Annotated in this window: 22 protein-coding genes; 14 read left to right on the forward strand and 8 right to left on the reverse strand. The window is 73.9% G+C overall.

Features of this window, described 5'->3' with window-relative positions; translation table 11 throughout:
• Positions 1-14 precede the first annotated feature (14 nt).
• The 3 genes from hpnE to hpnC are packed head-to-tail and all read right to left on the reverse strand — an operon-like array spanning position 15 to position 3,109.
• Positions 15-1,334, reverse strand: a complete 1,320-nt coding sequence (hpnE, locus tag AB0C78_RS25170; protein WP_360751978.1) for a hydroxysqualene dehydroxylase HpnE — start codon at positions 1,332-1,334, stop codon at positions 15-17.
• Positions 1,331-2,248, reverse strand: a complete 918-nt coding sequence (gene hpnD / locus AB0C78_RS25175; protein ID WP_360751980.1) for a presqualene diphosphate synthase HpnD — start codon at positions 2,246-2,248, stop codon at positions 1,331-1,333. The genes hpnE and hpnD overlap by 4 nt, the downstream gene beginning before the upstream one ends.
• A 3-nt stretch (positions 2,249-2,251) precedes the next feature.
• Positions 2,252-3,109 (reverse strand): squalene synthase HpnC, encoded by an 858-nt coding sequence (hpnC, locus tag AB0C78_RS25180; protein ID WP_360751983.1) that lies wholly within the window; start codon positions 3,107-3,109, stop codon positions 2,252-2,254.
• A gap of 216 nt (positions 3,110-3,325) precedes the next feature.
• On the opposite strand from hpnC, the gene AB0C78_RS25185 reads away from it, so the two are divergent.
• Complete coding sequence (locus AB0C78_RS25185; protein WP_360751985.1) at positions 3,326-3,871, forward strand: hypothetical protein; 546 nt, start codon at positions 3,326-3,328, stop codon at positions 3,869-3,871.
• Between the two features lie 19 nt (positions 3,872-3,890).
• Positions 3,891-4,871, forward strand: a complete 981-nt coding sequence (locus AB0C78_RS25190; protein ID WP_360751988.1) for a DUF2804 domain-containing protein — start codon at positions 3,891-3,893, stop codon at positions 4,869-4,871.
• Between the two features lie 33 nt (positions 4,872-4,904).
• Here AB0C78_RS25190 and AB0C78_RS25195 read toward each other — a convergent pair whose 3' ends face one another.
• The gene (locus tag AB0C78_RS25195) at positions 4,905-5,516 is read right to left on the reverse strand and encodes a TetR family transcriptional regulator (RefSeq protein WP_360751991.1); all 612 of its coding nucleotides are present in this window, start codon (positions 5,514-5,516) and stop codon (positions 4,905-4,907) included.
• Positions 5,513-7,075, reverse strand: coding sequence for an MFS transporter (locus AB0C78_RS25200; RefSeq protein ID WP_360751994.1), 1,563 nt, complete (start codon positions 7,073-7,075; stop codon positions 5,513-5,515). Before AB0C78_RS25200 ends, AB0C78_RS25195 begins: the two co-directional genes overlap by 4 nt.
• Before the next feature lie 198 nt (positions 7,076-7,273).
• On the opposite strand from AB0C78_RS25200, the gene AB0C78_RS25205 reads away from it, so the two are divergent.
• Both AB0C78_RS25205 and AB0C78_RS25210 read left to right on the forward strand, forming a co-directional pair.
• Positions 7,274-7,990, forward strand: coding sequence for an alpha/beta hydrolase (locus tag AB0C78_RS25205; protein ID WP_360751996.1), 717 nt, complete (start codon positions 7,274-7,276; stop codon positions 7,988-7,990).
• A gap of 250 nt (positions 7,991-8,240) precedes the next feature.
• On the forward strand, positions 8,241-11,006 hold the full coding sequence (locus AB0C78_RS25210; protein WP_360751999.1) for an aconitate hydratase: 2,766 nt from the start codon (positions 8,241-8,243) through the stop codon (positions 11,004-11,006).
• 49 nt (positions 11,007-11,055) lie between these two features.
• On the opposite strand, the gene AB0C78_RS25215 is transcribed toward AB0C78_RS25210, so the two are convergent.
• Both AB0C78_RS25215 and AB0C78_RS25220 read right to left on the reverse strand, forming a co-directional pair.
• The gene (locus tag AB0C78_RS25215; RefSeq protein ID WP_360752002.1) at positions 11,056-11,724 is read right to left on the reverse strand and encodes a TMEM175 family protein; all 669 of its coding nucleotides are present in this window, start codon (positions 11,722-11,724) and stop codon (positions 11,056-11,058) included.
• A gap of 43 nt (positions 11,725-11,767) precedes the next feature.
• Positions 11,768-12,487, reverse strand: coding sequence for an SDR family oxidoreductase (locus AB0C78_RS25220; protein ID WP_360752004.1), 720 nt, complete (start codon positions 12,485-12,487; stop codon positions 11,768-11,770).
• An 86-nt stretch (positions 12,488-12,573) separates the two neighbouring features.
• Here AB0C78_RS25220 and AB0C78_RS25225 point away from each other — a divergent pair, with 86 nt between their 5' ends.
• The 10 genes from AB0C78_RS25225 to AB0C78_RS25270 all read left to right on the forward strand — a co-directional run bounded on the left by AB0C78_RS25225 (position 12,574) and on the right by AB0C78_RS25270 (position 22,349).
• Complete coding sequence (locus AB0C78_RS25225; protein WP_360752007.1) at positions 12,574-13,173, forward strand: TetR/AcrR family transcriptional regulator; 600 nt, start codon at positions 12,574-12,576, stop codon at positions 13,171-13,173.
• A 187-nt stretch (positions 13,174-13,360) separates the two neighbouring features.
• Positions 13,361-14,479 carry a hypothetical protein gene (locus tag AB0C78_RS25230; protein WP_360752010.1) on the forward strand — a complete coding sequence of 373 codons (1,119 nt, stop codon included), beginning with the start codon at positions 13,361-13,363 and terminating at the stop codon, positions 14,477-14,479.
• The gene (locus AB0C78_RS25235) at positions 14,476-15,426 is read left to right on the forward strand and encodes a DUF6772 family protein (protein WP_360752012.1); all 951 of its coding nucleotides are present in this window, start codon (positions 14,476-14,478) and stop codon (positions 15,424-15,426) included. The genes AB0C78_RS25230 and AB0C78_RS25235 overlap by 4 nt, the downstream gene beginning before the upstream one ends.
• Before the next feature lie 14 nt (positions 15,427-15,440).
• Positions 15,441-15,785, forward strand: a complete 345-nt coding sequence (locus AB0C78_RS25240) for a hypothetical protein (protein ID WP_360752014.1) — start codon at positions 15,441-15,443, stop codon at positions 15,783-15,785.
• 12 nt (positions 15,786-15,797) lie between these two features.
• Positions 15,798-17,321: an ABC transporter substrate-binding protein gene (locus AB0C78_RS25245; protein WP_360752017.1), complete on the forward strand. Its 1,524-nt coding sequence runs from the start codon at positions 15,798-15,800 to the stop codon at positions 17,319-17,321.
• Positions 17,318-18,394 carry a LacI family DNA-binding transcriptional regulator gene (locus tag AB0C78_RS25250; protein WP_360752020.1) on the forward strand — a complete coding sequence of 359 codons (1,077 nt, stop codon included), beginning with the start codon at positions 17,318-17,320 and terminating at the stop codon, positions 18,392-18,394. The genes AB0C78_RS25245 and AB0C78_RS25250 overlap by 4 nt, the downstream gene beginning before the upstream one ends.
• Positions 18,394-19,320, forward strand: coding sequence for an ABC transporter permease (locus AB0C78_RS25255; RefSeq protein WP_360752022.1), 927 nt, complete (start codon positions 18,394-18,396; stop codon positions 19,318-19,320). Before AB0C78_RS25250 ends, AB0C78_RS25255 begins: the two co-directional genes overlap by 1 nt.
• A gap of 13 nt (positions 19,321-19,333) precedes the next feature.
• The gene (locus AB0C78_RS25260; RefSeq protein ID WP_151544258.1) at positions 19,334-20,212 is read left to right on the forward strand and encodes an ABC transporter permease; all 879 of its coding nucleotides are present in this window, start codon (positions 19,334-19,336) and stop codon (positions 20,210-20,212) included.
• 11 nt (positions 20,213-20,223) lie between these two features.
• A complete protein-coding gene (locus tag AB0C78_RS25265) occupies positions 20,224-21,306 on the forward strand; it encodes an ABC transporter ATP-binding protein (RefSeq protein ID WP_360752025.1) in 1,083 nt (360 codons plus the stop codon).
• Positions 21,303-22,349, forward strand: a complete 1,047-nt coding sequence (locus AB0C78_RS25270) for an oligopeptide/dipeptide ABC transporter ATP-binding protein (protein WP_360752028.1) — start codon at positions 21,303-21,305, stop codon at positions 22,347-22,349. Before AB0C78_RS25265 ends, AB0C78_RS25270 begins: the two co-directional genes overlap by 4 nt.
• Here AB0C78_RS25270 and AB0C78_RS25275 read toward each other — a convergent pair.
• Positions 22,336-22,959, reverse strand: a complete 624-nt coding sequence (locus AB0C78_RS25275) for a LysE family translocator (protein ID WP_151544256.1) — start codon at positions 22,957-22,959, stop codon at positions 22,336-22,338. The two genes, AB0C78_RS25270 and AB0C78_RS25275, sit on opposite strands and share 14 nt — an antisense overlap.
• Positions 22,960-23,012: the final 53 nt, after the last annotated feature.

Genomic DNA, 23,012 nt, shown 5'->3' on the forward strand with positions numbered 1-23,012 from the left:
GGCGGACGCGGCGGTCACCGGTCCCGCACCCCCTCCAGGTGGCGGCGGACCAGGCGGGCGGCGGTCAGGCCGCTGCGCACGGCGCCCTCCATCGTGTCGGGCCAGCCCGTGTCGGTCCACGCGCCGGCCAGGAACAGGCCGCGGGCCCGGGTCGCGGCCCCCGGGCGCGGCGACCGGCTGCCCGGCCGCTGCCGGAACGTCGCCCGCCGCTCCCGCGTCACGAACAGCTCGCGGACGCGCGCGCCGCGCGCCGCCGGCAGCAGCCGCGCCAGCTCCGGCACGAACTCCGCGCGCAGCGCCGCGGTCGGCCGGTCGATCCAGCGGTCCGCGGCCGACAGCGAGATCGCCAGGTACTGGCCGTCGCGCAGCCCGGCCACCCCCGACCGGTCGAAGATCCACTGGACGGGGGAGCCGACCGCCGCGGCGAACGGCTCGTCCAGCACCGGCCGGTCGTACACCACGTGCACGTTCACGATCGGGCTCGCGTCCAGCTCGTGCCAGCGCAGCGGCTGCGGCAGCGCCTCGGCGGGCAGCAGCCGCGCCGCCGCCTCGTGCGGGACGGCCAGCACCACCGCGTCCGCCGCGATCGGCACGCCGTCCACGATCACCTTCGGGTCGGTGGTGACCGCCTCGACCTTCGCCTTGAGCCGGACGGTGCCGCCCATCTCCGCGATCCGGCGCAGCGCCGGGCCGCCGTGCAGCTCCCCGAGCGGGACGGTCGGGACGCCGATGTCGGCGGCGTCCGGCCGCCCGAACAGCGCCCGCCGGCACACCATCGCCGACAGGCCGAGCGCGGCGTCGCCGACCTCGGCGTTCAGCGCCGCGGTGATGAACAGCCCCCACAGCGCCTCCCGCGCCCACGGCCGCTGCCCGCGCTCGGCGAGCCACGCGCCCGCCGACAGCAGGTCCAGCGCCGGGTCGTCGGGGTCGAGCCGCTGCAGCCCCGCCGACGCGCGCACCGCCCGGAGCCGGTCGGCGACCGGCAGGTGCGAGTAGCGCGCCAGCGACGGCAGCAGGTGCAGCGGGCTCGGCAGCGGCGACCTGCGCAGCCGCGCCGGCCGCGCGCCCGGCCGCAGCACCGCGACGTCGAACCGGTCCTGCATCCGCACCAGGTGCTCGGCGCGGAGCCGCCGCAGCAGCCCCTGGTAGGCGGTGCAGCAGCGCAGGAACACGTGCTGGCCGTTGTCGACGCTCAGCTCGTCGCGGCGGAACGAGTGGGTCGCGCCGCCGAGCCACGGCCGGGCCTCCACCAGCGTGACCGGGACGCCCGTCTCCTGCAGGGCGATCGCGGTGCTGATGCCGGCCAGGCCGCCGCCGACGACGACGACGCTCACCGCTCCACCCCCGTCAGCGCGCGCGCCGCGACCACGGCCTTCTGCCACGTCGGCAGCGAGACCCGCGAGTTCAGCGCCGCGGCCGGGTTCTCCGCGATGCTCTCCAGCAGCCGCCGGTAGATCCCCGCCATCGCCGCGGTGCACGCCGCGCTGCGCCGGTCCAGCAGCGGCAGCAGCCGCAGCCCCTCCGCGTACCAGGCGCGCGCCCGCTCCGCCTGGAAGCCGATCAGCTTGTGCAGCCGCCACGGCGGGTCGATGAACACGCCCGACTCGTCCAGCTCCAGCGTGCAGCCGAACTGCTCCAGATCCTCGGCGGGCAGGTACACCCGCCCCGCCATCCGGTCCTCCCGGACGTCCCGCAGGATGTTCGTGAGCTGCAGCGCGACGCCCAGCGAGTCCGCGAGCCCCTCGGCGCGCTGCCGGCCGTCCGACCCGAACACCCCGAGCGACAGCCGGCCCACCGAGCCCGCGACCTGCTGGCAGTAGCGCAGCAGGTCGTCGAACGTCTCGTAGCGGGCGCCCCGCACGTCGCTCTCGCAGCCGTCGATCAGCTCGTCGAACGCGGCGAGCGGGATCGGGAACCGGCCCGCCGCGTCCGCCAGCGCCGTCAGCACCGGATGGCCCTCCAGCGCCCGCACGTCGCTGCGCCGCCGCAGCACGTCCTGGACGGTCAGCAGCCGCTGCCGCGACCGGTCCAGCAGGTCCAGCCGCACGCACGCCGGCTCCGGGCCGTCCCCGACGTCGTCGACGCCGCGCGCGAACGCGTAGATCGCGCTCATCGCGCGGCGCTTCGGCGGCGGCATCAGCCGGATCCCGTAGGAGAAGTTGCGGGCCTCCTCGCGGACCACCCGCTCGCAGTGCCGGTACGCCCCGGCGACCTCGTCGGCCCGCTCACACGTCTCTGAAACCGTCATCGCTCAGCCCCTTCCCAGTGCGCGCGCCCACCCGGCCAGCACTGCGGCCCGGCGGGGGCGCGGCGGACGCGCGAGCACGTCGTAGCGGGCGCCGGCGAGCGCCGCCAGCGCCGCCCGCCCGCCGGCCACGTAGCCGCCCACGGCGACCCGGGCCCATCCGGACAGTCCCCTCATCAGCGGCGCGGCGCCGCGGTCCAGCAGGTCGCGGGCGCGCCCCGCCTCCAGCGCCACCACCCCGCGCAGCCGCGTCGGCGTCGTCCGGCGGGCCAGGTCGCCGTCCGCGCAGCCGAACCGGCGCAGGTCCTCCGCCGGCAGGTACACGCGGCCGGCCCGGTGGTCCTCCGCGACGTCCTGGCAGTGCTCGATGATCTGCAGCGCCGTGCAGACCCGGTCCGACGCCCGCTCCAGCCCGGCGCCCTGGGCGCCGAACACGTGCAGCACGACGCGGCCGACCGGGTCGGCCGACAGCGCGCAGTACTCCACCAGCTGCTCGAACGTCTCGTAGCGGTGGACGACCTGGTCCTGCCGGTTCGCCTCGACCAGCCGCCGGAACGGCTCGGCCGGGATCCCGTGCGCGTGCACCGTGCCCGCCAGCCGGCGCAGCTGCGGCAGCTTCGGCGTCCCGCCCTTGTAGAGCAGGTCCAGGTCGTCGTCGACCAGGGCCAGCAGGTCCGCGCGCTGCGCGGGCGGCGCCTCGTCCCCGATGTCGTCGACGAGCCGCGCGAAGCCGTACACGGCCCGCAGGTCGGCGCGGTGCCGGGCGGGCAGCAGCCGCGCGGCGACCGGGAAGTTCTCCCGGGCCGCCAGCGCGTCCAGCATGCGGTCGTGGTCGAACGCGCTCCAGGGTGAATCGGTGATCACCTTTGTGAGATTCGCCGGTACGGCACTAAAGAAACTCTGGCCAAGGTATGGACTTATTGAAGCGCCGCGTGTCCCGGGCTGAACCGTTCCAGAGTCCCTGGCGTCTGGGCCATTGAACAGCCCATCATTCGCGTAAAGGCTGTTCAGAGAGGAAGTCCGGACATGCGGGGAACCGGCACACGTTGGGGGATGATGGTGGGGCTCATGGGGGTGAGCATGGTCCTGGCCGCCGGCTGCGGGGGCTCCGGCGGGACCTCGCACGCCGCGGCCAAGAGCGGGGCCAAGGGCGCGGCCAAGAGCGCCGCGCCGGTCAAGGCGGCTCCAAAGAAGCTCACGTTCGACCTGGTCAAAGGGGTGGGCGACACCGCGCTCGGAGGCGACCGCGCGTGCGGTTACGGGGAATGGAACGACGGCACGTTCGCGATCGACAAGCCGTACTCGAAGCAGACGACGTTCTACCGCGAATACAGCTGCTACGAGAAGAAGGGCGAGCTGTTCCCGAACGCGGCGGGACAGATGACCTATGCCGAGTTCGGCACGCCGGCCCAGGCGACCGCCTACGGAAACTACACAAAGTCCAACATTTCGGCGGTCGCGGTGCTCGTTTCGGAGAACACCGCCGTCACGATGAACATCGGTTATCTCACCGTCAACAAGATGACGCTGCTGAAGCAGGTCCAGGAGGCCTGCGGCGGCTGCGGCACCGTCATCGCCGGCCCGCACGCCTCCGACCCGGTCCCGGGCCACGTCGACAAGTCCTGACCGCCGTTAGGGTCGGGGCATGCCGACCCGCGAGCGCGAGATCACCGAGCCCGTCGACCTGTGCCTGCCCGATGGGCGCCTCGACCCCGCGGCGGTCGGCTGGACGCGGCGGCCCCTGCACCGCGCGAACCTGCGCGGCTGGGGCCGCGCCAAGCGCTGGGAGTACTGGGGCGTCGTCACGCCCCGGCACATCATCGGGCTCGTCGCGTCGTCCCTCGACTACGCGGGCGTGCACGGGATCTACGTGCTCGACCGCGAGACCGGCGAGGAGACCGGCAGGGACGCGGTGGTCCCGTTCGCGCGGGGCGCCGCGTTCCCCGACCGCAGCGGCGAGGGCGAGGCCGCCGTCCGCGGCGGGGGCGTGGCGATCGGCGTCCGGCAGCGCCCGGACGGCACCTCGCTGCGCGCCGCCGCGCGCGGCGTCCGCGTCGAGCTGGAGATCCCCCTGCCGGACGGCCACGAGTCGCTCGGCGTGGTGATCCCCTGGAGCGAGACCCGGTTCCAGTACACGGTGAAGGACGTGGGGCGGCCCGTGCACGGGCGGCTGGTGCTGCCGTCCGGCGAGCACGAGATCGGGGAGGGCGCCTTCGCCGTCCTCGACCACGGCCGCGGCAAATGGCCGTACCGGATGACGTGGAACTGGGCGGCCGCCGCCGGCCCCGGCGTCGCGCTCCAGCTCGGCGGCAAGTGGACCGCCGGCACCGGCATGACCGAGAACGCGCTCATCGTCGGCGGCCGCCTGCACAAGATCGGCGGCGAGCTGGAGTGGACCTACGACCGGTCCGGCTGGACGCGCCCCTGGGCGATCCTCGGCGACGACGTCGAGGTGGAGTTCCGGCCGTTCCACGAGAGGGCGTCCCGGGTCGAGCTCGGCGTCGTCGGCAGCGAGACCCACCAGTGCTTCGGGCACTTCAGCGGGCGGGCCCGCACGGACGACGGCGCCTGGACCGAGTTCGAGGGGCTCACGGGCTGGGCCGAGGAGGCCCGCCAGCGCTGGTGAGCGGGCTGCGCCGGTCCTCGGCGCCGCTCCGGGTCAGATCCGCAGCCCCTCGAACAGGACGGTCAGCTGGCGGTCGTACAGGGCGGTGAGGTCCTCCTCGCCGCCGCCGTCCACCCAGTGCCGCATCACCGTCATCGACACCGCGATGATCGCCGCCGCCGCGCACCGCACGTCCAGGTCCGCGGCGTCCCGGCCGGTCCGGTCCGCGATCGCCGCGGCCACCGCGTCCTGGTTGCGCAGCTGCTCGTCCATCGCCCGGGCCCGGATGCCGGGGTCGGTGAAGGAGAGCCGGATCCGGGTGAGCAGCTCCTCCCGGTCGGCCTCCAGGACGAGGCCCAGCGAGTCGGTCATCGAGTGCCGGAGCGACAGCAGGACCGGCTCGTCCGCCGGGCGCGCGGCGAGCGCGTCGGCGAGCGCCGAGTCGTACTCGTCCGACAGGATCACGTCCTCCTTCGCCGGGAAGTAGCGGAAGAACGTGCTGGGGGAGACCTCGGCCGCCGCGGCGATCTGGTCGACGGTCGTCGCCTCGTAGCCCTGCTCGTCGAACAGCCGGTACGCGGCGCGCCGGATCGCCAGCCGCGTCCTCGCCTTCTTGCGCTCGCGCAGCCCGCACGGCTTGCCGGCCGCGGTCTCCCTGGTGCTCATGCCGGCAATTCTCCCGCGCGCGCGGCCGGCTCCGTCGCGGCGGCCGGCAGGGCCTGCGCGGCGCGGGCCCGCCCGGGCAGGAAGGCAGCCGCGAGGACGGCGGCGAGGAGGGCGGCCCCCGCGCACACCAGCAGGGTCAGGCTCATCCCGTGGACGAACGCGCCGTGCGCCGACGCCAGCAGAGCTTTGTCGTGGAGGTGTGCGGCCACCGCGTCCGCGCCGGTCACCGAGCCGCGCGCCGCGCTCGCCGCCGCGTCCGGCAGCCCCGTCACCGACAGCCGCGCCAGGTATCCCGCGTTCAGGACGCTGCCGAGCGCCGCGACGCCGAGCGCCCCGCCGAGCTGCTGGATCGTCTCCAGCAGGCTCGTGCCGGTGCCGGGCCCGTCCTCCGGCAGCGACCCGATCACCAGGCTCGTCGCCGGGACGATCGCCAGCCCGAACCCGAGGCCCGCCAGCGAGAGCCACCCGGCGGCCGGGGCGTAGCCGTCGCCGGGGCCGGTGGCGGCGCCGAGCAGCGCGCCGGCGGCGAGGAGCAGCAGCCCGGCGGGGATCACGACGCGGGCGCCGAGCCGCGGGACGAGCGGCTCGGCCAGCGTCGCCGCCGCCATCAGCCCGCCGATCAGCGGCAGCAGCCGCAGCCCGCCGCCGAACGCGCCGTTGCCCAGCACGGCCTGCAGGTACTGCGGGACGACGAACAGCAGCCCCATCACCGCGAAGTTGACGAAGACGGCGATGATCGCGCCCCACCGGAACGTCCCGTCCGCGAACAGGCCGAGGTCGACCAGCGGCGCCGCCGCCCGCCGCTGCCGCCGCACGAACAGGGCCATCAGCACCGTGCCGGCGGCGAGCGGGACCAGCACGGACGCGCTGCCCCAGCCGTGCCCGGGCACCTGGATGGTCCCGTAGACGAGCGCGATGATGCCGAGGGTGCCGAGCGCCGTGCCGAGGTAGTCGAACGGCTTGCCGTCCCGGTCGCGCGGGCCGTCCGCGGGGAGCAGCCGCAGGCACGCGACCGCGGCGAGCACCGTCACCGGCACGTTGAACAGGAACACCGACCCCCACGGGAAGTGGTCGAGCAGCCAGCCGCCGACGAGCGGGCCGATCGGCATCCCGACCGCCGTCGCCGCCGTCCACACGCCGATGGCGCGCGGCAGCTCGTCCCTGCCGAACACGCGCGGCAGGATCGCCATCGACAGCGGCGTGATCATCGCCGCGCCGAGGCCGAGGACGGCGCGCGCCGCGATCACCTGCCCGGCCGTCCCGGCGAGCGCGCCCGCCGCGGACGCCAGCCCGAACAGCGCGATCCCGCCCACCAGCAGCCGCCGGTGGCCGTACCGGTCGCCGAGCAGCCCGGCCGGGAGCATCCCCACCGACAGCGCCAGCAGGTAGCCGCCGCCGATCCACTGCAGTTGCGCGCTGGTCGCGCCCAGCTCGTCCGACAGCGTGGGCAGCGCGACGTTGATGATCGTCCCGTCCAGTCCCACGATCAGCACGCTCAGCGTGAGCGCCGCCAGCGCCCACCACCGCCGCGGCGACCGCCCGGGGTGCGTCGTCGTCATGACGTCCTCCTCAAAGTGACAGCTCGCTATATTTTGATAGTGCACTGTCAGTTGAGGGTCGTCAATCGTTTTCGACTTCCCTTGTTCCGGGAACGGCGATTGGCGGCGAACGGGCATTGGTCGGCGTCCTGTCGGTGGTCGGCCACGCCTCGGCCTTGTGACACTGCCTTCACGCAGGCTGGAGAGAGGGAGAAACCCATGGCGACGTTCGTTCTCGTGCCCGGCGGCTGGCGCGGCTCCTGGACGTACGAGGCGGTGGTCCCGCTGCTGGAACGGGCCGGTCATACCGTTCACGCGCTGACCCTGACCGGCCTGCGGCCGGACGACGACGAGGCGACCGTCGCGACCGCCAACCTCGACACGCACGCCGGCGACGTCCTGCGGCTCCTCGACCGCGCCCGCGTCACCGGCGCGACGCTGGTCGGGCACAGCTACGGCGGGATGGTGGTCTCCGCCGCCGCCGACCGCGCCGCCGGGCGGGTCTCGCGGCTGGTGCATCTCGACGCCTACGTGCCGCGCGACGGCGAGTCGTGCTGGTCGTCGACGAGCGAGCGCTTCCGGGAGGTGTTCGCCGCCGGCGCCGCGTCCACCGGCTACGCCGTCCGGCCGCCGGGCGGCGGCGACCCGCGCCGCCGCCCCCATCCGCTCGCGTCGTTCCTGCAGGCGGTCCGGCTCACCGGCGCGCTCGACCGGATCCCCCGCCGGGAGTTCGTCTACTGCACGGGATGGGAGGACCGGACGCCCTTCGCCGGACTCCGCGACCGGCTCGCGGCCGATCCCGGATGGCGGGTCCACACCCTCCCGACCGGCCACGACGCCATGCGCGAGGCCCCGGAGGCGGTCGCGGCGCTGCTGCTCGGCGAGGGCGGCGCGGATGCGGCGGGGCCGGCGCCCGGGGAGCGGCGGGCGGAGTAGCTTGATGTCGAGATAAATTGGATGTATCTTGACATCAAGAAAAATCCTGCGGAAGTTAGGCGGACCCGGTTCCCGGTCAAGGGCTTGACTAGGGCAGGATCAAGGTAGACGAGCACACCCGCCTCGCCGCGCGCCGCGCCGCCCGACCCGCGCCGGCCGCGAGGGCGGGCGCACATTGAACACCACGATGAACGTCGCCGCGCGGTCATGTCCCGGACCGGACGCGCGGCGTGCGACGGAGGAGGAGTCCGTGTCCGCGAACAGCTTCGGCAGCCTGAGCAAGCTGCAGGTGGGCGGCAAGTCGTACGACATCTACCGGCTGGACGCCGTCGAGGGCTCGGCCCGTCTCCCGTACAGCCTGAAGGTGCTGCTCGAGAACCTGCTGCGCACCGAGGACGGCGCGAACGTCACCGCCGAGCACATCCGCGCGCTCGCCCAGTGGGACGCCAAGGCGCAGCCGAGCAAGGAGATCCAGTTCACCCCGGCCCGGGTGATCATGCAGGACTTCACCGGCGTGCCGTGCGTGGTGGACCTCGCGACGATGCGCGAGGCCGTGCGGGACCTCGGCGGCGACCCGACGAAGATCAACCCGCTGGCGCCCGCCGAGATGGTCATCGACCACTCCGTCATCGTGGAGTACTTCGGCTCGCCGCAGGCGTTCGAGCGCAACGTGCAGGTCGAGTACGAGCGCAACAAGGAGCGCTACCAGTTCCTGCGCTGGGGCCAGACGGCGTTCGACGAGTTCAAGGTCGTGCCGCCGGGGACGGGCATCGTCCACCAGGTGAACATCGAGCACCTGGCCCGCGTGGTGTTCGACCGCAACGGCGTCGCCTACCCCGACACCTGCGTCGGCACCGACTCGCACACGACGATGGAGAACGGCATCGGCGTCCTCGGCTGGGGCGTCGGCGGCATCGAGGCGGAGGCCGCGATGCTCGGCCAGCCGATCTCCATGCTGATCCCGCGCGTCGTCGGCTTCAAGCTGACCGGCGAGCTGCCCGCCGGCACCACCGCGACGGACCTGGTGCTCACCATCACCGAGATGCTGCGCGAGCATGGCGTCGTCGGCAAGTTCGTGGAGTTCTACGGCGAGGGCGTGCACGCGCTGCCGCTGGCCAACCGCGCCACGATCGGCAACATGAGCCCCGAGTTCGGCTCCACCTGCGCGATCTTCCCGATCGACGACGAGACGCTGAGCTACCTGCGGCTGACCGGCCGCGACGAGGAGCAGGTCGCGCTCGTCGAGGCCTACGCCAAGGAGCAGGGCCTGTGGCTCGACCCGTCGGTCGAGCCGGAGTTCTCCGAGTACCTCGAGCTGGACCTCGGCACGGTCGTCCCGTCGCTGGCCGGCCCGAAGCGCCCGCAGGACCGCATCGCCCTGTCGGCCGCCAAGCAGACCTGGCGCCGCGACGTGCAGAACTACGTCAAGAGCGTGCAGGGCCCGGCGGACGAGGCGTCCGACGAGTCGTTCCCCGCGTCCGACTCCCCGGCGATCAGCCACGGCGGCAACGGCGACAAGCCGCGCCACCTCGCCGGCGACGACGCCGGCCGTCCGCACAACCGGGTGCCGGTCACGCTGGACGACGGCACGACGTTCGAGCTCGACCACGGGCACGTCGCGGTCGCGGCCATCACGTCCTGCACCAACACCTCCAACCCGTACGTGATGATCGGCGCGGCGCTGCTGGCCAAGAACGCCGTCGAGAAGGGCCTCACCCGCAAGCCGTGGGTGAAGACCTCCCTCGCGCCCGGCTCGCAGGTCGTCACCGACTACTACGAGCGCGCGGGCCTCACCCCGTACCTCGACAAGATCGGCTTCAACCTGGTCGGGTACGGCTGCACCACCTGCATCGGCAACACCGGCCCGCTGCAGCCGGAGATCTCCAAGGCCGTCAACGACAACGACCTGGCGGTCACCGCGGTGCTGTCCGGCAACCGCAACTTCGAGGGCCGCATCAGCCCCGACGTGAAGATGAACTACCTGGCGTCCCCGCCGCTGGTCATCGCCTACGCGCTGGCCGGGACGATGGACATCGACATCCTCAACGACCCGATCGCCGAGGGCACCGACGGCCCGGTGTACCTGCGCGACATCTGGCCCGCGCCGGAGGAGGTCGCCGCGATCGTCGAGTCGTCCATCGGGCAGGAGATGTTCGCGCAGAGCTACGCCGACGTCTTCAAGGGCGACGAGCGCTGGACCGGCCTCGACATCCCGACCGGCGACCTGTTCGAGTGGGACCAGGCGTCCACCTACGTCCGCAAGGCGCCGTACTTCGACGGCATGGGCGCCGAGCCGGAGCCGGTCTCCGACATCCGCGGCGCGCGGGTGCTCGCCAAGCTCGGCGACTCGGTCACCACCGACCACATCTCGCCCGCCGGGTCCATCAAGGTCGGCACGCCCGCCGCGCAGTACCTGCAGGACAACGGCGTCGCGGTGAAGGACTTCAACTCCTACGGCTCGCGCCGCGGCAACCACGAGGTGATGATCCGCGGCACGTTCGCCAACATCCGGCTGCGCAACCAGCTGCTGGACGACGTGGAGGGCGGCTACACCCGCGACTTCACGCAGGACGGCGCGCCGCAGGCGTTCATCTACGACGCCGCGCAGAACTACGCCGCGCAGGGCACCCCGCTCGTGGTCCTCGCGGGCAAGGAGTACGGCTCCGGCTCGTCCCGCGACTGGGCCGCGAAGGGCACCGCGCTGCTCGGCGTCCGCGCCGTCATCGCGCAGTCCTACGAGCGCATCCACCGCTCGAACCTGATCGGCCTCGGCGTCCTGCCGCTGCAGTTCAAGGAGGGCGACTCGGCCGAGTCCCTCGGCCTGACCGGCACCGAGACGTTCGACATCACCGGCGTGACCGCGCTCAACGAGGGCGGCATCCCGAACGAGGTGACGGTGAAGGCGGACGGCAAGGAGTTCAAGGTCGACGTCCGCATCGACACCCCCGGTGAGGCGGACTACTACCGCAACGGCGGCATCCTGCAGTACGTCCTGCGGAACCTCATCCGCAAGTAAGGACCGCCGCGAAACGGGCCGTCTCCCCGCGAGGGGAGGCGGCCCTTTCTCATTTCGCGGGGAGGCGGGTGCGGGTGGCGGGGGCGCGCCGGCCGACGACGAAGTACAGGACGAGCGCGGCGCTGAGGGCGAGCGAGCCCTCCGGGGTGAGCGGGGCGAGCAGGGCGGCGGCGACGTAGCCGACGGGCCCGAGCAGCGAGTTGCGCCGGGCCCGCCTCGCCCCGTCGCGGGCGGCGGGGTGCATCAGGTGCGGCCGCCGGCACAGGTGGTGCCAGAACAGCGTGAACCAGGCGGACGCCGCCGCCATCGAGGCCGAGTAGAACACCGCGGCGGCGGACGCGTCGCCGCCGCGCAGGTGGTCGCCGAGCGTCGCGGTCGGCAGCGGCAGGAAGCTGATCGTCGCGAGCATGCCGAGGTTCAGCAGCAGCATGCGCCGGTCCACCGTGCGGACCTGGTGGAACAGGTTGTGGTGGTGGATCCAGGCGATGCCGATGACCAGGAACGTCACGGCGTAGGCGGCGAGCGCCGGCCACTCGGTGCGCAGCGCGTGCCACACGCGCTCGTCGGCGGCCGGCGCCTTGACCTCCAGGATCAGCAGGGTCGCGGCGATCGCGAAGACGCCGTCGCTGAAGGCGCGCAGCCGGTCGGGGGTGACGGGCTCGCCCGCCCCGCCGCCCGGCCCGTCGCCCGCTCTGTCGTCGGCCACGTCCTCGGCCACGGCGGCGCCTCCTCGGGAAGATCGGAAGCGCCAGCGTAGACGGTCAGCGGCCGGTCGGCAGGCTGAGGCCGCCGTTGCACTCGATCACCTGGCCGGTGACGAACCCGTTGGCCGCGGCGAGCAGGACCGCGTGCGCGACGTCCTCGGGCCGCCCCACCCGGCCGACCGGCAGCGCGGCGGCGTGCTCGGCGAACATCGCGTCGCGCTGCTCGGCGGGCATCCCGTCCCACCAGGGCGTCTCGATGACGCCGGGGGAGACGGCGTTGACCCGCAGCGGCGCCAGCTCGGTCGCGAGCGGCCGCACCATCGCCTCCAGCGCGCCGTTGATCGCGGCGAGGCCGGCGGTGCCGGGCAGCGCCGCACGGGCCGAGGAGGCGGTGATGAAGGTGACCGAGCCGTCCTCGGCGAGCCGGGGCAGCGCCGCTTGGACGATCCCCAGGTGCAGCCAGAACTTCGCCTCGAAGCCCTGGCGCAGGTCGGCCAGGTCCAGGGTGGCGAACGGGCCGGCGCCGGACCCGCCGCTCAGCGCGAGGATCAGGTGGTCGTAGCGGGTGTCCTCGGCGAAGAACGCGGTCACCTCCTCGGGCGAGGAGGCGTCGACGCGGCGGGCGGTGAGGCCGCCGGCGGCGGCCTTGGCGAGGCGCTCCTCGTCCCGGCCGGTGATCACGACGTCGGCGCCCTGGCCGGCGAACAGCTCGGCGGTGGCCGCGCCGATGCCCGAGGTGCCGCCGAAGACGAGGGTGCGCTTTCCGGTGAGCGACATGGCCGGCTCCTTCAGTTGTCGAGACCTTCTGTCTCGACAAGTATTCATCGAGACCGGCGGTCTCGTCAAATGGGTAGGGTGGTGCCATGAGTGACAGCCGACGGCCGCACACCGGACGCCGCCGCAACGAGGCCGCGCGGCGCGCGATCCTCGACGTCGCCGTCGACCTGCTCGCCCGCGACGACGGGACCCCCGTCACGATCGACTCGCTCGCCGCCGCGGCCGGCGTCGGCAAGCAGACGATCTACCGCTGGTGGCCGTCCAAGGGCGCGGTGCTGCTGGAGGCGATGGCCGAACGCGCGGGCACCGACATCCCCGTGCCCGACACCGGCACGCTCCGCGGCGACCTCGAGGCGTTCCTCACCGCGACGTTCCGGGGCGCGGGCCAGCGGCTCACCGCGGCCGTCCTGCGCCACTCGATGGCGGAGGCGCAGCGCGACCCGCACGCCCGCGAGCACATGCGCGCGTTCGTCGAGTCGCGGCGCCGCGTCCTGTCCGGGCTGCTGGAGCGGGCGCGCGACCGCGGCGAGATCGCGGCCGGCGCCGACCTCGCCCTGATGGTCGACCAGGTCTACGGCGTGCTCTGGTACCGCGTCCTCGTGGGCCACGAGCCGCTCGGGGACGCGCAGGCCGCCGAACTGGCCCGCGCCCTCTCCGACCAGGCCGCCGCCCGCCTCGGCGCCTAGGGCCGCCGGCCGGCGGGACCGCCGCGTCCGGTCCGGTTCCCATGCACGCGCGTGCTGTTCGCTCGTGCGGGGAGCCGGGCCGTTTTCGTTTCCGCTCTTGACAGGACGGCGGCTGGACATCGATGGTGTGTGAACGATCACGTGAACGTTAATGTGACTCAGCCGACACCGGAAGGCTCCCTCCAGCATGAGGACCCCCCGTCCCTCCGCCCGCCCGGCCGCGGCGCTCGCCTCCGCCGCATGCGCCGCCGCCTGCGCGGCCGCGGTGCTCGTCCCGCCGGCGGCCGCGCAGGCCGCCGCGCCGGGCCGGCACGCCCGCGGCTTCGATCTGCGGATCGCCACCTACAACACGTGCGGGCACGGCTGCCTGCCGACGAAGCAGGAGTGCATCGACACGATCGGCCGCGACTGCGCGACCAAGCTCGAACCCTGGGCGGACGGCCGCGCCGCGAAGGTCGCCGACGACATCGTCCGCGCCCGCGCCGGCGTCGTCGTCACCCAGGAGATCGGCAACAACCCCACGCCGACCCAGCCCGGCGTGGACGTCGAGTCGTTCCGCGCCCCGCTGACCGCCGCGATGCGGGCGCGCGGCTACGCCGAGGCGCCCGCGGACTACGCCGGGACGCGCAACCCCTGGTACGGGTACCCGCTCAAGTCGGGCGCGGGACGGTTCACCTACTACGACGCCCGCCGGTTCTCCGACAAGGACGAGCGCGGCCGGGCCCTCCCGCACGACCTGCTGTGGCTGCCCGACTCCACCGAGATCTACGGCAAGACGATGACGTGGAACGTGCTGCGCGAGCGCCGCACCGGCACCCGCTTCGTCGTCGTCGACATGCACCTGGAGTACCGCAAGAACGGCGCGACCGACCCCAACGGCTGGACGAAGAACTGGGACCAGGTCCGCTACGCCGACGCCACCCGGACCGTGCAGTACCTCACCCGCGACAACGCGTCCACGCGGCGGCTGCCGATCGTGTTCGCGGGCGACATGAACTCCGCCTCGAAGGAGGACGGCGCCAGCGCCTACGACGCGTTCGCCGACCTCGGCTACGCCGACTCCTACGAGGCCGCCCCGGCGAACCGGCGCACGAACGCCGAGTACGCCTCGTTCAACGGCGGGACGATCCCGCTGCCGAAGTCGGAGGACAAGATCGACCACATCTTCGTCAAGGCCGGCACGCCCGTCCGGCAGTGGACGCTCGTGCCGCAGACCACCGCGCAGGCGGGCGAGCCCCGCGACCTGCTGCGCTCCGACCACAACCTGGTGAACGCCACCGTGAGGATCGAGGGGCCCGCCCGATGACCACCGCCGCGAGCGGACGCTCCCTGGCCGCCGAGCTCCGCAAGGCCGACCCGGCGCTGTCCCGGTTCGACCCGCTGGACCGGATCCTCGTCCACGACGACTTCAACACCGGCACGCACGGCTGGATCGAGCTGCTCGGCAACTACGACGGGCACGGGAACCTCGACACCGTCGACGACCACATGCGCGACTTCCGGCCGCCGCAGCTCAGCTCCTGCAACTTCTTCGACGTCGGCACGCACGGCGCGATGTCCGGGACGTACGCGCTGAAGGTCGCGACCCGGCCGCTCGCCGGGCACACCGGCGTCGCGATCCGCCGGCTGACGATGGCGGGCCGCGGCCGCGTGCAGTTCGAGGCGTACCTGACGTTCAAGACCGAGGCGGCGTCGGAGGAGAACCAGGCGGCCACCAAGGCGGGCGCGGGGGAGTGGGACGCGAACCTGCACCCGTCCGAGCAGCAGTTCGGCGCGTTCACCATCGCGACCGACATCTGCGACGGCGTCCGGTACCACTGCGTCGCCCGCTACCTGAACACCGACCTGGACAACAACCTGCGGCGCGAGTGGGTGTACCCGACGGTGCCGGAGCCGACGCCGCGCGAGCACTTCGAGGGCAAGCTCAAGCTGCCGCCGACCGCGGACTTCACCGCCCCCGACCCGGACGACTGGAAGGCGTTCGGCGGGCCGCAGGAACTCTGCTACAACGAGGTGCCGACCAAGGTCAACTGGCACTACGTGCGGTGGCTGATCGACACGAGCACCCGCTCCAACATCGAGCTGCAGGTCAACGACACCGTCTACGACATGCGCGACGTGCCCGTCCCCCCGTACGACGAGGAGTACGGGTCCCTGCAGAACCTGCTCAACTTCTACGTCTCGGTCAGGACGCACACCGACGTGCGCAACTTCCTGTACCTGGACTCGGTACTGATCTCGGCGGACTGGTGAGGAGCCCCGGCAGCATGCGCGAGTCGTTCACGGCCGTCCTGGAACGCAACCGCACCCTGGCGGGCGAGTTCGCGACGGAACCCTACGAGGCGGCCTGGGCCGCGGAGGCGCGCTGGTTCGTCCGGACGCTGAAGCGGACCGGCGCCGGCACCCGGCTGCGGGTGACGACCCAGATCTCGCCCGACGGCCTGCACTGGTGCGACCTCGACGCCGGCCGCGAGATCACCGGGGACCTGGAGAGTTGGGAGTCGGCCGGCTTCGGCGGCTGGCTGCGGCTGAAGGGCACCGTCGAGGGCGACGGAGCCGATGCCGCGGCCCCCGCCGCCACCGTGATGATCTATCTCGCGCTGAAGAGCTGAGGGAGCGCCGCCATGGACCTGCGAAGGCGCGAGTTCCTCGCGCTGGCCGGCCTCGGGGCCTCCGCCGTGGCGCTCGGCGGCTGCGGCGTGGCGGGCGCGGGCGGGGCCGCGCCGCGCGGGTCGCTGCGCGCCGCGTTCGGGCAGCCGGTCACCGACCTCGACCCGTACAACGCGGGCACCGCGGTGGACGAGGCGTCGCTGATCGTCAAGCGGCTGGTCTTCGACACCCTCGTCCGCCGCGACGCGGCCGGCCGGCTGGTGCCCGGCCTGGCCGCGTCGTGGCGGCGCGAGAACGACACCACCTGGGTGTTCCGGCTGCGGTCCGGCGTGCGGTTCCACGACGGGAGCCCGCTGACGGCCCGGGACGTCGTCGCCTGCCTCGACCGGACGAAGGCGGTCAAGTCGGCACAGAGCGCGCTGTGGGCGACGGTGAAGTCCGCGCGCGCCGACGACGACACCACGGTCACGTTCGTCACGGACGGGCCGATGGGGACGCTGCCGGTGAACCTGACGCTGCTGTTCATCGTCCCGGCGAAGCTCGTCGCCGACCCGGCGCAGAAGCGCCGCCCCATCGGCTCGGGGCCGTTCCGGGTCACCGGGTTCACCCCGTCCACCGACGTCGAGCTGGCCCGCTTCGACGGGTACTGGGCGGGGCCCGCCCGGCTCCCGGGCATCTCGATGCCGTTCATCGCCGAGACGTCCAGCGCGATCACCGCGCTGCGCAACGGCGACGTCGACCTGCTGTGGCCCGTCCCGTCCGACCAGCTCGGCGAGGTGAAGGGCAAGCACGGCGTGCGGGTCGCGTCGGTGCCGAGCTGGACGTACTACCTGACCTGGTTCAACTGCGGGCGCAAGCCGTTCACCGACCCGCGCGTCCGGCGGGCGATGGTGCAGGCGCTCGACATGGACGAGATCGTCGGGAAGCTGTTCGGCGCGGGCGCGCAGCGGATGGACGCCCCGATCCCGTCGACGGTGTTCGGCCACGCCGCGCAGCGGCCCTACGCCCACGACCCCGGCGCCGCCCGCAAGGCGCTGCGCGACGCGGGCCTCGGCGACGGGTTCACGACCACGATGATGTGGTTCGACGCCACCGGCCCGCTCGCCCGCGAGCTCGCCCAGTCGATGATCTCGGCGTGGAAGGACGTCGGGGTGACCGTCCGGCCGCAGAGCATCGAGAAGGCCCAGTGGCTCCAGCGCCTCAACACCCTCGACTGGGACATGGAGCTGCAGACCAACACCGTGACGACCGGGGACGCGGCCTTCACCCTCGGCCGCCTCTACACCTCCAAGGCGAACCGGATGGGCTACAAGAACCCCGCCCTCGACAAGATCCTCGCCGAGGCCGGGCAGGCCGCCGGATCCGACGACCGCGCCCGGCTGTACGCCGACGCGTGCAGGATCGTCTGGGACGACGCGGTCGGGGTCTTCCCCGCCGCGCTCACCACCGCCTACGGCCTCGGCACCGGCATCACCGGGTTCACGCCGGCCGCGAACAACCAGCCCGACCTGTCCACGGTCACGAGGAGGACGCCATGACGCCGCGCCGCCGGGCCACCCTGCGCGACATCGCCGCCGCGCTCGACCTGTCGGTCAACACCGTGTCCCGCGCCCTCGCCGGCAAGGACGCGGTGAGCGCCGAGACCCGCGAACGGGTCCGGGCCGAGGCCGACCGGCTCGGGTACGTCCCGAACACGATGGCGCGGTCGCTGGTGCTCCAGAACGCGATGACGATCGGCCTCGTCATCACCAACCCGTCCAACCCGTTCTACGCCCGGCTCATCAGCGCGATCGAGGAGCGCGGCCGGGTGCACGGCTACTCGCTGATGCTGATGGTCACCGAGGACAGCGCCGAGAACGAGCGGCGGGTCGCCGAGGAGCTGATGCGGTGGGGCGTCGACGGCGTCCTCGCCGTCCCCGTGCAGCACGGCATCGACCACTGGGAGCGGCTCGGCAAGTCGGGCACGCCCGTCCTGCTGCTGAACCGCGACCTGCCCGGCCTGGACGCCGACCTCGTCGGCGTCGACTACTACGACAGCGCCCGCCGCGCCACCGAGCACCTCGTGGACGGCGGTGCCCGCGAGCTGTACCTCGTCGAGGAGGACCTGGACATCTCGCCGGTCAACGAGCGGATCCGCGGCTTCCACGCCGTGCTCGCCGAGCGCGGCATCGCCGTCCGCGACGACCACGTCCTGCGGGTGCCGACCCGCCGCCGGGAGGCCAGCTCGCAGCCCTGGGACCCGATCGACTCCTACGCGGTCGGCCGCCGGCTCGCCGACCGGATCGAGCCCGGCTCCGCCGTCCTGGCCGGCAACGACTACTTCGCGCTCGGCCTGTACCGGGCGTTCACCGAGCACGGCCTGTCCATCCCCGGCGACGTCGCCGTGGCCGGGCACGGCGACCACCCGTTCGCCGCCTACCTCGCCCCGCCGCTCACCACCGTCCGGCTGCCCGCCGCGCGCGTCGGCACGACCGCCGTCGACCGGCTGCTGGAGCGGATGGCGGGCGCCCCGCCCGCGGACGTCCCCGCCCGGACGCTTTTGGAGGCCGACCTCGTCGTCCGCTCCTCGACGGCGGGCCCCTCGGCCGCCCGGACCGGGAGGACGTCCTGATGGGCCGCTTCCTGCTCCGCCGCGCCGGCCAGGCCGTCCTCGTCGCCTGGGGCGCCGTCACGCTGGTGTTCGTCGTCGTGCGGGTCGTCCCCGGCGACCCCGCCACCCTCATCCTCGGCCCGGACGCGAGCGCCGACCAGCTCGCCTCCGTCCGCGCCGACTTCGGCCTCGACAAGCCCCTGTGGCAGCAGTACCTCACGCACATGGGCGAGGTGCTCCACGGCGACTTCGGCGACTCCTGGCGGCTCGGCGGCGGCGCGATGAGCGCCACCCTCGACCGCTTCCCCGCGACGCTCGCGCTCGCCGCCCTCGCGCTCGTCATCACCCTCGCCGCCGGGTTCCCGCTCGGCATGCTGTGCGCGCGGCGGCCCGGCCGGATCCTCGACGCCCTCGTCTCCGCCGGCTCCCTCGTCGGGCAGGCGCTGCCGTCGTTCTGGCTCGGCATCGTGCTGATCCTGCTGTTCGCCCGGCAGCTGCACTGGCTGCCCAGCACCGCGGGCGGCGGACCCGAGGCGGTGATCCTGCCGTCCGTCACGCTCGCGCTGCCGTTCGTCGGCTGGCTCGCCCGGCTCGTCCGCAACGGCGCCCTGGAGGAGATCGGCAAGGACTACGTCCGCACCGCGCGCGCCAAGGGCACCGGCGAGGGAGCCGTGCTGTACGTGCACGTCGCCCGCAACATCGCGCTGCCCGTCGTGACCGTCCTCGGCCTGCTGATGGGCAACTTCATCGCCAACGCCGTCATCGTCGAGGTGGTGTTCTCCTGGCCCGGCCTCGGCTCGCTGATGGTCGACGCCATCACCAACCGCGACTACGCCGTGGTCGAGGCCGCCATCGTGACGATCACCGTCTGCTACATCGCGCTGAACCTCGTCGTCGACGTCCTGTGCGTCGCCCTCGACCCGCGCCTCACCCCGCAGAACGCATGAACGGGAGCACACCATGAGCGCCATCGCCGCCGCGCCCCCGCAGGCCGCGGCCGAGCCCCGCCGGCGCCGGCTGCCGGCGCGGGCGTGGATCGGGCTCGCCGTCGTCGGGCTGTTCGTCCTGGCCGCGCTCCTCGGACCGGTCCTGATGCCCTACGACCCCGTCGCCACCGACCTGCCGCACCGGCTCCTGCCGCCCGGATCGCGGCTCGGCGACGGGTCGGTCGCCTGGCTCGGCACCGACCAGGTCGGCCGGGACATGCTCACCACCCTGCTCGCCGGCAGCCGCGTCTCGCTGCTGGTCGGCGCCGCCACCGTCCTCGCCGGCGGCGCCGTCGGGCTCGTCGCCGGGCTCGTGTCCGGCTACTTCGGCGGCTGGGCCGACGCCGTCCTGTCCCGCGTCGGGGACGTCCAGCTGGCGTTCCCGTCGATCCTGCTGGCGATCCTCATCGCCGGGGTCCTCGGCCCGAGCGTCACCAACGTCGTCATCACCCTCGCCGTGACCCGGTGGGTGGTGTTCGCCCGGGTCGTGCGGGCGTCCGCGCTCGCGACCCGGGACCTGGAGTTCGTCGACTCCGCCCGCGTCCTCGGCGCCGGCCACCTGCGGATCCTCGTGCGGCACGTGCTGCCGTCGTGCTGGCAGCCGCTGCTGGTCGCCGCGACCGTCCAGATCGGCCTGGTGATGGTCGCCGAGGCGTCGCTGAGCTTCCTCGGCCTCGGCATCCCGCCCGACCAGGCCTCCTGGGGCGCGACCGTCGCGGCGGGCCGCGACTACCTCGGCTCCGCCTGGTGGATCTCCACGATGCCCGCGATCGCGCTGGCCGCCGTGGTCACCGGGGTCGGCCTCGTCGGCGACGCCTTCCGCGACCTCGCCGACCCCCGGGCCCAGCTCTGAGAGGCACCCCCATGACCATGTCAGCCGTCCACCCCGCCCCCACCCCGCCCGGCGAGGACGCCGCCGCCGAGCTCCGCGACGTCCACATCGGGTTCCGTTCCGGCCGGCGCGTCACCCCCGTCGTCCGCGGCGTCACGCTGCGGCTGCGCCCCGGACGCGTCCTCGCGCTCGTCGGCGAGTCCGGCAGCGGCAAGAGCCTCACGTCCCTCGCCCTCATCGGGCTCCTGCCGCCCGGCGCCGAGATCACCTCCGGGAGCGTCGTCCTCGGCGGCGACGACACCGCCGGCTTCACCGCCCGGCAGTGGCGCGAGGCGCGCGGCAGCCGGGTCGCGATGGTCTTCCAGGACCCGATGGCCGCGCTCAACCCCGGCTTCGCCGTCGGCCGCCAGATCGCCGAGCCGTTCCGGCGGCGGCTCGGCGCGAGCCGCCGGGAGGCGCGCGAGCGGGCCGTCGCGCTGATGCGCGAGGTCGGCATCGCCGACGCCGGGACGCGCTACGGCGACCATCCGCACGAGTTCTCCGGCGGCATGCGGCAGCGCGCCGTGATCGCGATGGCGCTGGCGCTCGGCCCGTCCGTCCTGCTCGCCGACGAGCCCACCACCGCCCTCGACGTGACCGTCCAGGCGCAGATCCTGCGCCTGCTCGCCCGCCGCCAGCAGGAGGCGGGCCTCGCCACGCTGCTGGTCTCGCACGACCTCGGCGTGGTCGCGCGGATGGCCCACGAGGTCGCCGTGATGTACGCCGGGCGGATCGTGGAGCAGGGGCCGCTGGACGACGTCTACACGCGTCCGGCGCACCCCTACACGCTGGGCCTGCTGCGAGCCGTGCCGGACGAGAAGCAAGGCGGCCGCCTGACGCCCGTCCCCGGCCTGCCGCCGGACCCGCGCCGCCCGCCCGGCGGCTGCGCCTTCCATCCCCGCTGCCCGTTCGCGACGGACGTGTGCCGGACCGAGGACCCGCCGCTCGCGGGCTCCGGCGGCCGGTCCGTCGCCTGCCACCACACCGACGAGGTGAGCGCCGCCCAAAGCGTCGCCGACAGTGCCGCCCACAGCGCTCCCCAGAGTGCCGCCCAGAGTGCCGAGGAGGACCGATGACGGCGATCGCGCACGACACCGCCGCACCGGCCGGGGACGCCGAGGTCGTCCTGCGCGCCGCCGGCCTGGAGGCCGGCTACCAGCGGCCCGGCCGGCACGGGTTCGGCCGGCGGCGGGTGCCCGTCGTCGCCGGCCTCGACCTGACCGTCCGGGCGGGCCGCACGCTCGGCGTCGTCGGCGAGTCCGGCTGCGGCAAGTCCACGCTCGCCCGCGCGATCGTCGGGCTGATCCCCGCGTTCGCCGGGACCATCGAGTTCGCGGGGACCGACCTCGCGTCGCTGCCGCGCCGGCGGCGCCGCCGCGTGGCCCGCGACGTGCAGATGGTGTTCCAGGACCCCTACACGTCGCTGAACCCGCGGATGACCGTCGCCGCGGTCATCGCGGAGGGATGGCGGGTCCATCCCGGCATCGTGCCGCGCGACCGCGAGGACGCCGAGGTCGCCCGCCTGCTGGGCCTTGTCGGCCTGCGGCCCGAGCACGCCGCCCGGCGCCTGCACGAGCTGTCCGGCGGGCAGTGCCAGCGCGTCGCGATCGCCCGCGCGCTCGCGCTGCGGCCCAAGCTGATCGTGTGCGACGAGGCGGTGTCGGCGCTGGACGTGTCGGTCCGCGCGCAGATCCTCAACCTGCTGGCGGACCTGCAGGCCGAGCTGGGTGTGGCGTACCTGTTCATCTCCCATGACCTGGACGTCGTCCGGCACATCGCGGACGAGGTCGCGGTGATGTACCTCGGCACCGTCGTCGAGCAGGGCACGGCGGAGCAGGTGTTCGGCGACCCCCGGCACCCGTACACGCGGGCGCTGCTGTCGGCGGTCCCGTCGGTGCGCGACCGGCCGGACGACGCCGCCCGGGAGATCGTCCTGGAGGGGGAGGTGCCGTCGCCAGCGGCGCCGCCGAGCGGGTGCAGGTTCCGCACCCGCTGCTTCATGGCCGCCGAGAGGTGCGCGGAGGAGGTGCCGGAGCTGATCGTCCGGGAGGGGGCGGCGCACCCGGTCGCCTGCCATTTCGCGGACGCGGACGCCGGGACGGCGTCTAGCGCTCGGTGACGAGGCGCAGCCCGAAGCCGATGAAGGCGATGCCGGTGAGCTGCTGCAGGCGCCGCTTGACGGCGGGGCGGGCCAGGGCGCGGCGGGCCGCGCCCGCGGCGCCCACCACGAGCCCGAACCACAGCAGCCCCTCGGCGGTGTGGATCGCCGCGAACGCCATGCTCGTCCCGAACACCGGCGCGCCGTGCGGGACGAACTGGGGCATCAGGCTCATGTAGAACACGCCGGCCTTCGGGTTCAGCAGGTTGGTGGTGAACCCGGTGCGGAACGCGGCGAGCCCGGAGACCGGCGCGTCCGGTTCGGCGGCGGACCCGCCGCCGGGCCGGCGGCGGGTCCGCCACAGCGCCTGGGCGCCCAGCCAGAACAGGTAGCAGGCGCCCGCGACGCGCAGCGCGTCGAACGCGAGCCGGGACGCGGCGAGCAGCGCGGTCAGCCCCGCCGCGCTCGCGACCGCCCAGGTCAGGCACCCGGCCGCGACCCCGGCCGCGGCGAGGTAACCGGTCCGGCGGCCGGCGGTCACCGTGGTCCGGACGACGAGCATCGTGTCCAGTCCCGGGGTGACGGTGATGACGGCCGCCACCGCGGCGAAGGCAAGACAAGCGGTGAGCATCCGGACATTCTGTCAGGAATGTTCCCGGCCTTCGGGGGAACGGCGGCCGGGCA

This window comes from Actinomadura sp. NPDC048394 (assembly GCF_040651755.1).
GTDB classification, from domain to species: Bacteria; Actinomycetota; Actinomycetes; order Streptosporangiales; family Streptosporangiaceae; genus Spirillospora; species Spirillospora montaniterrae.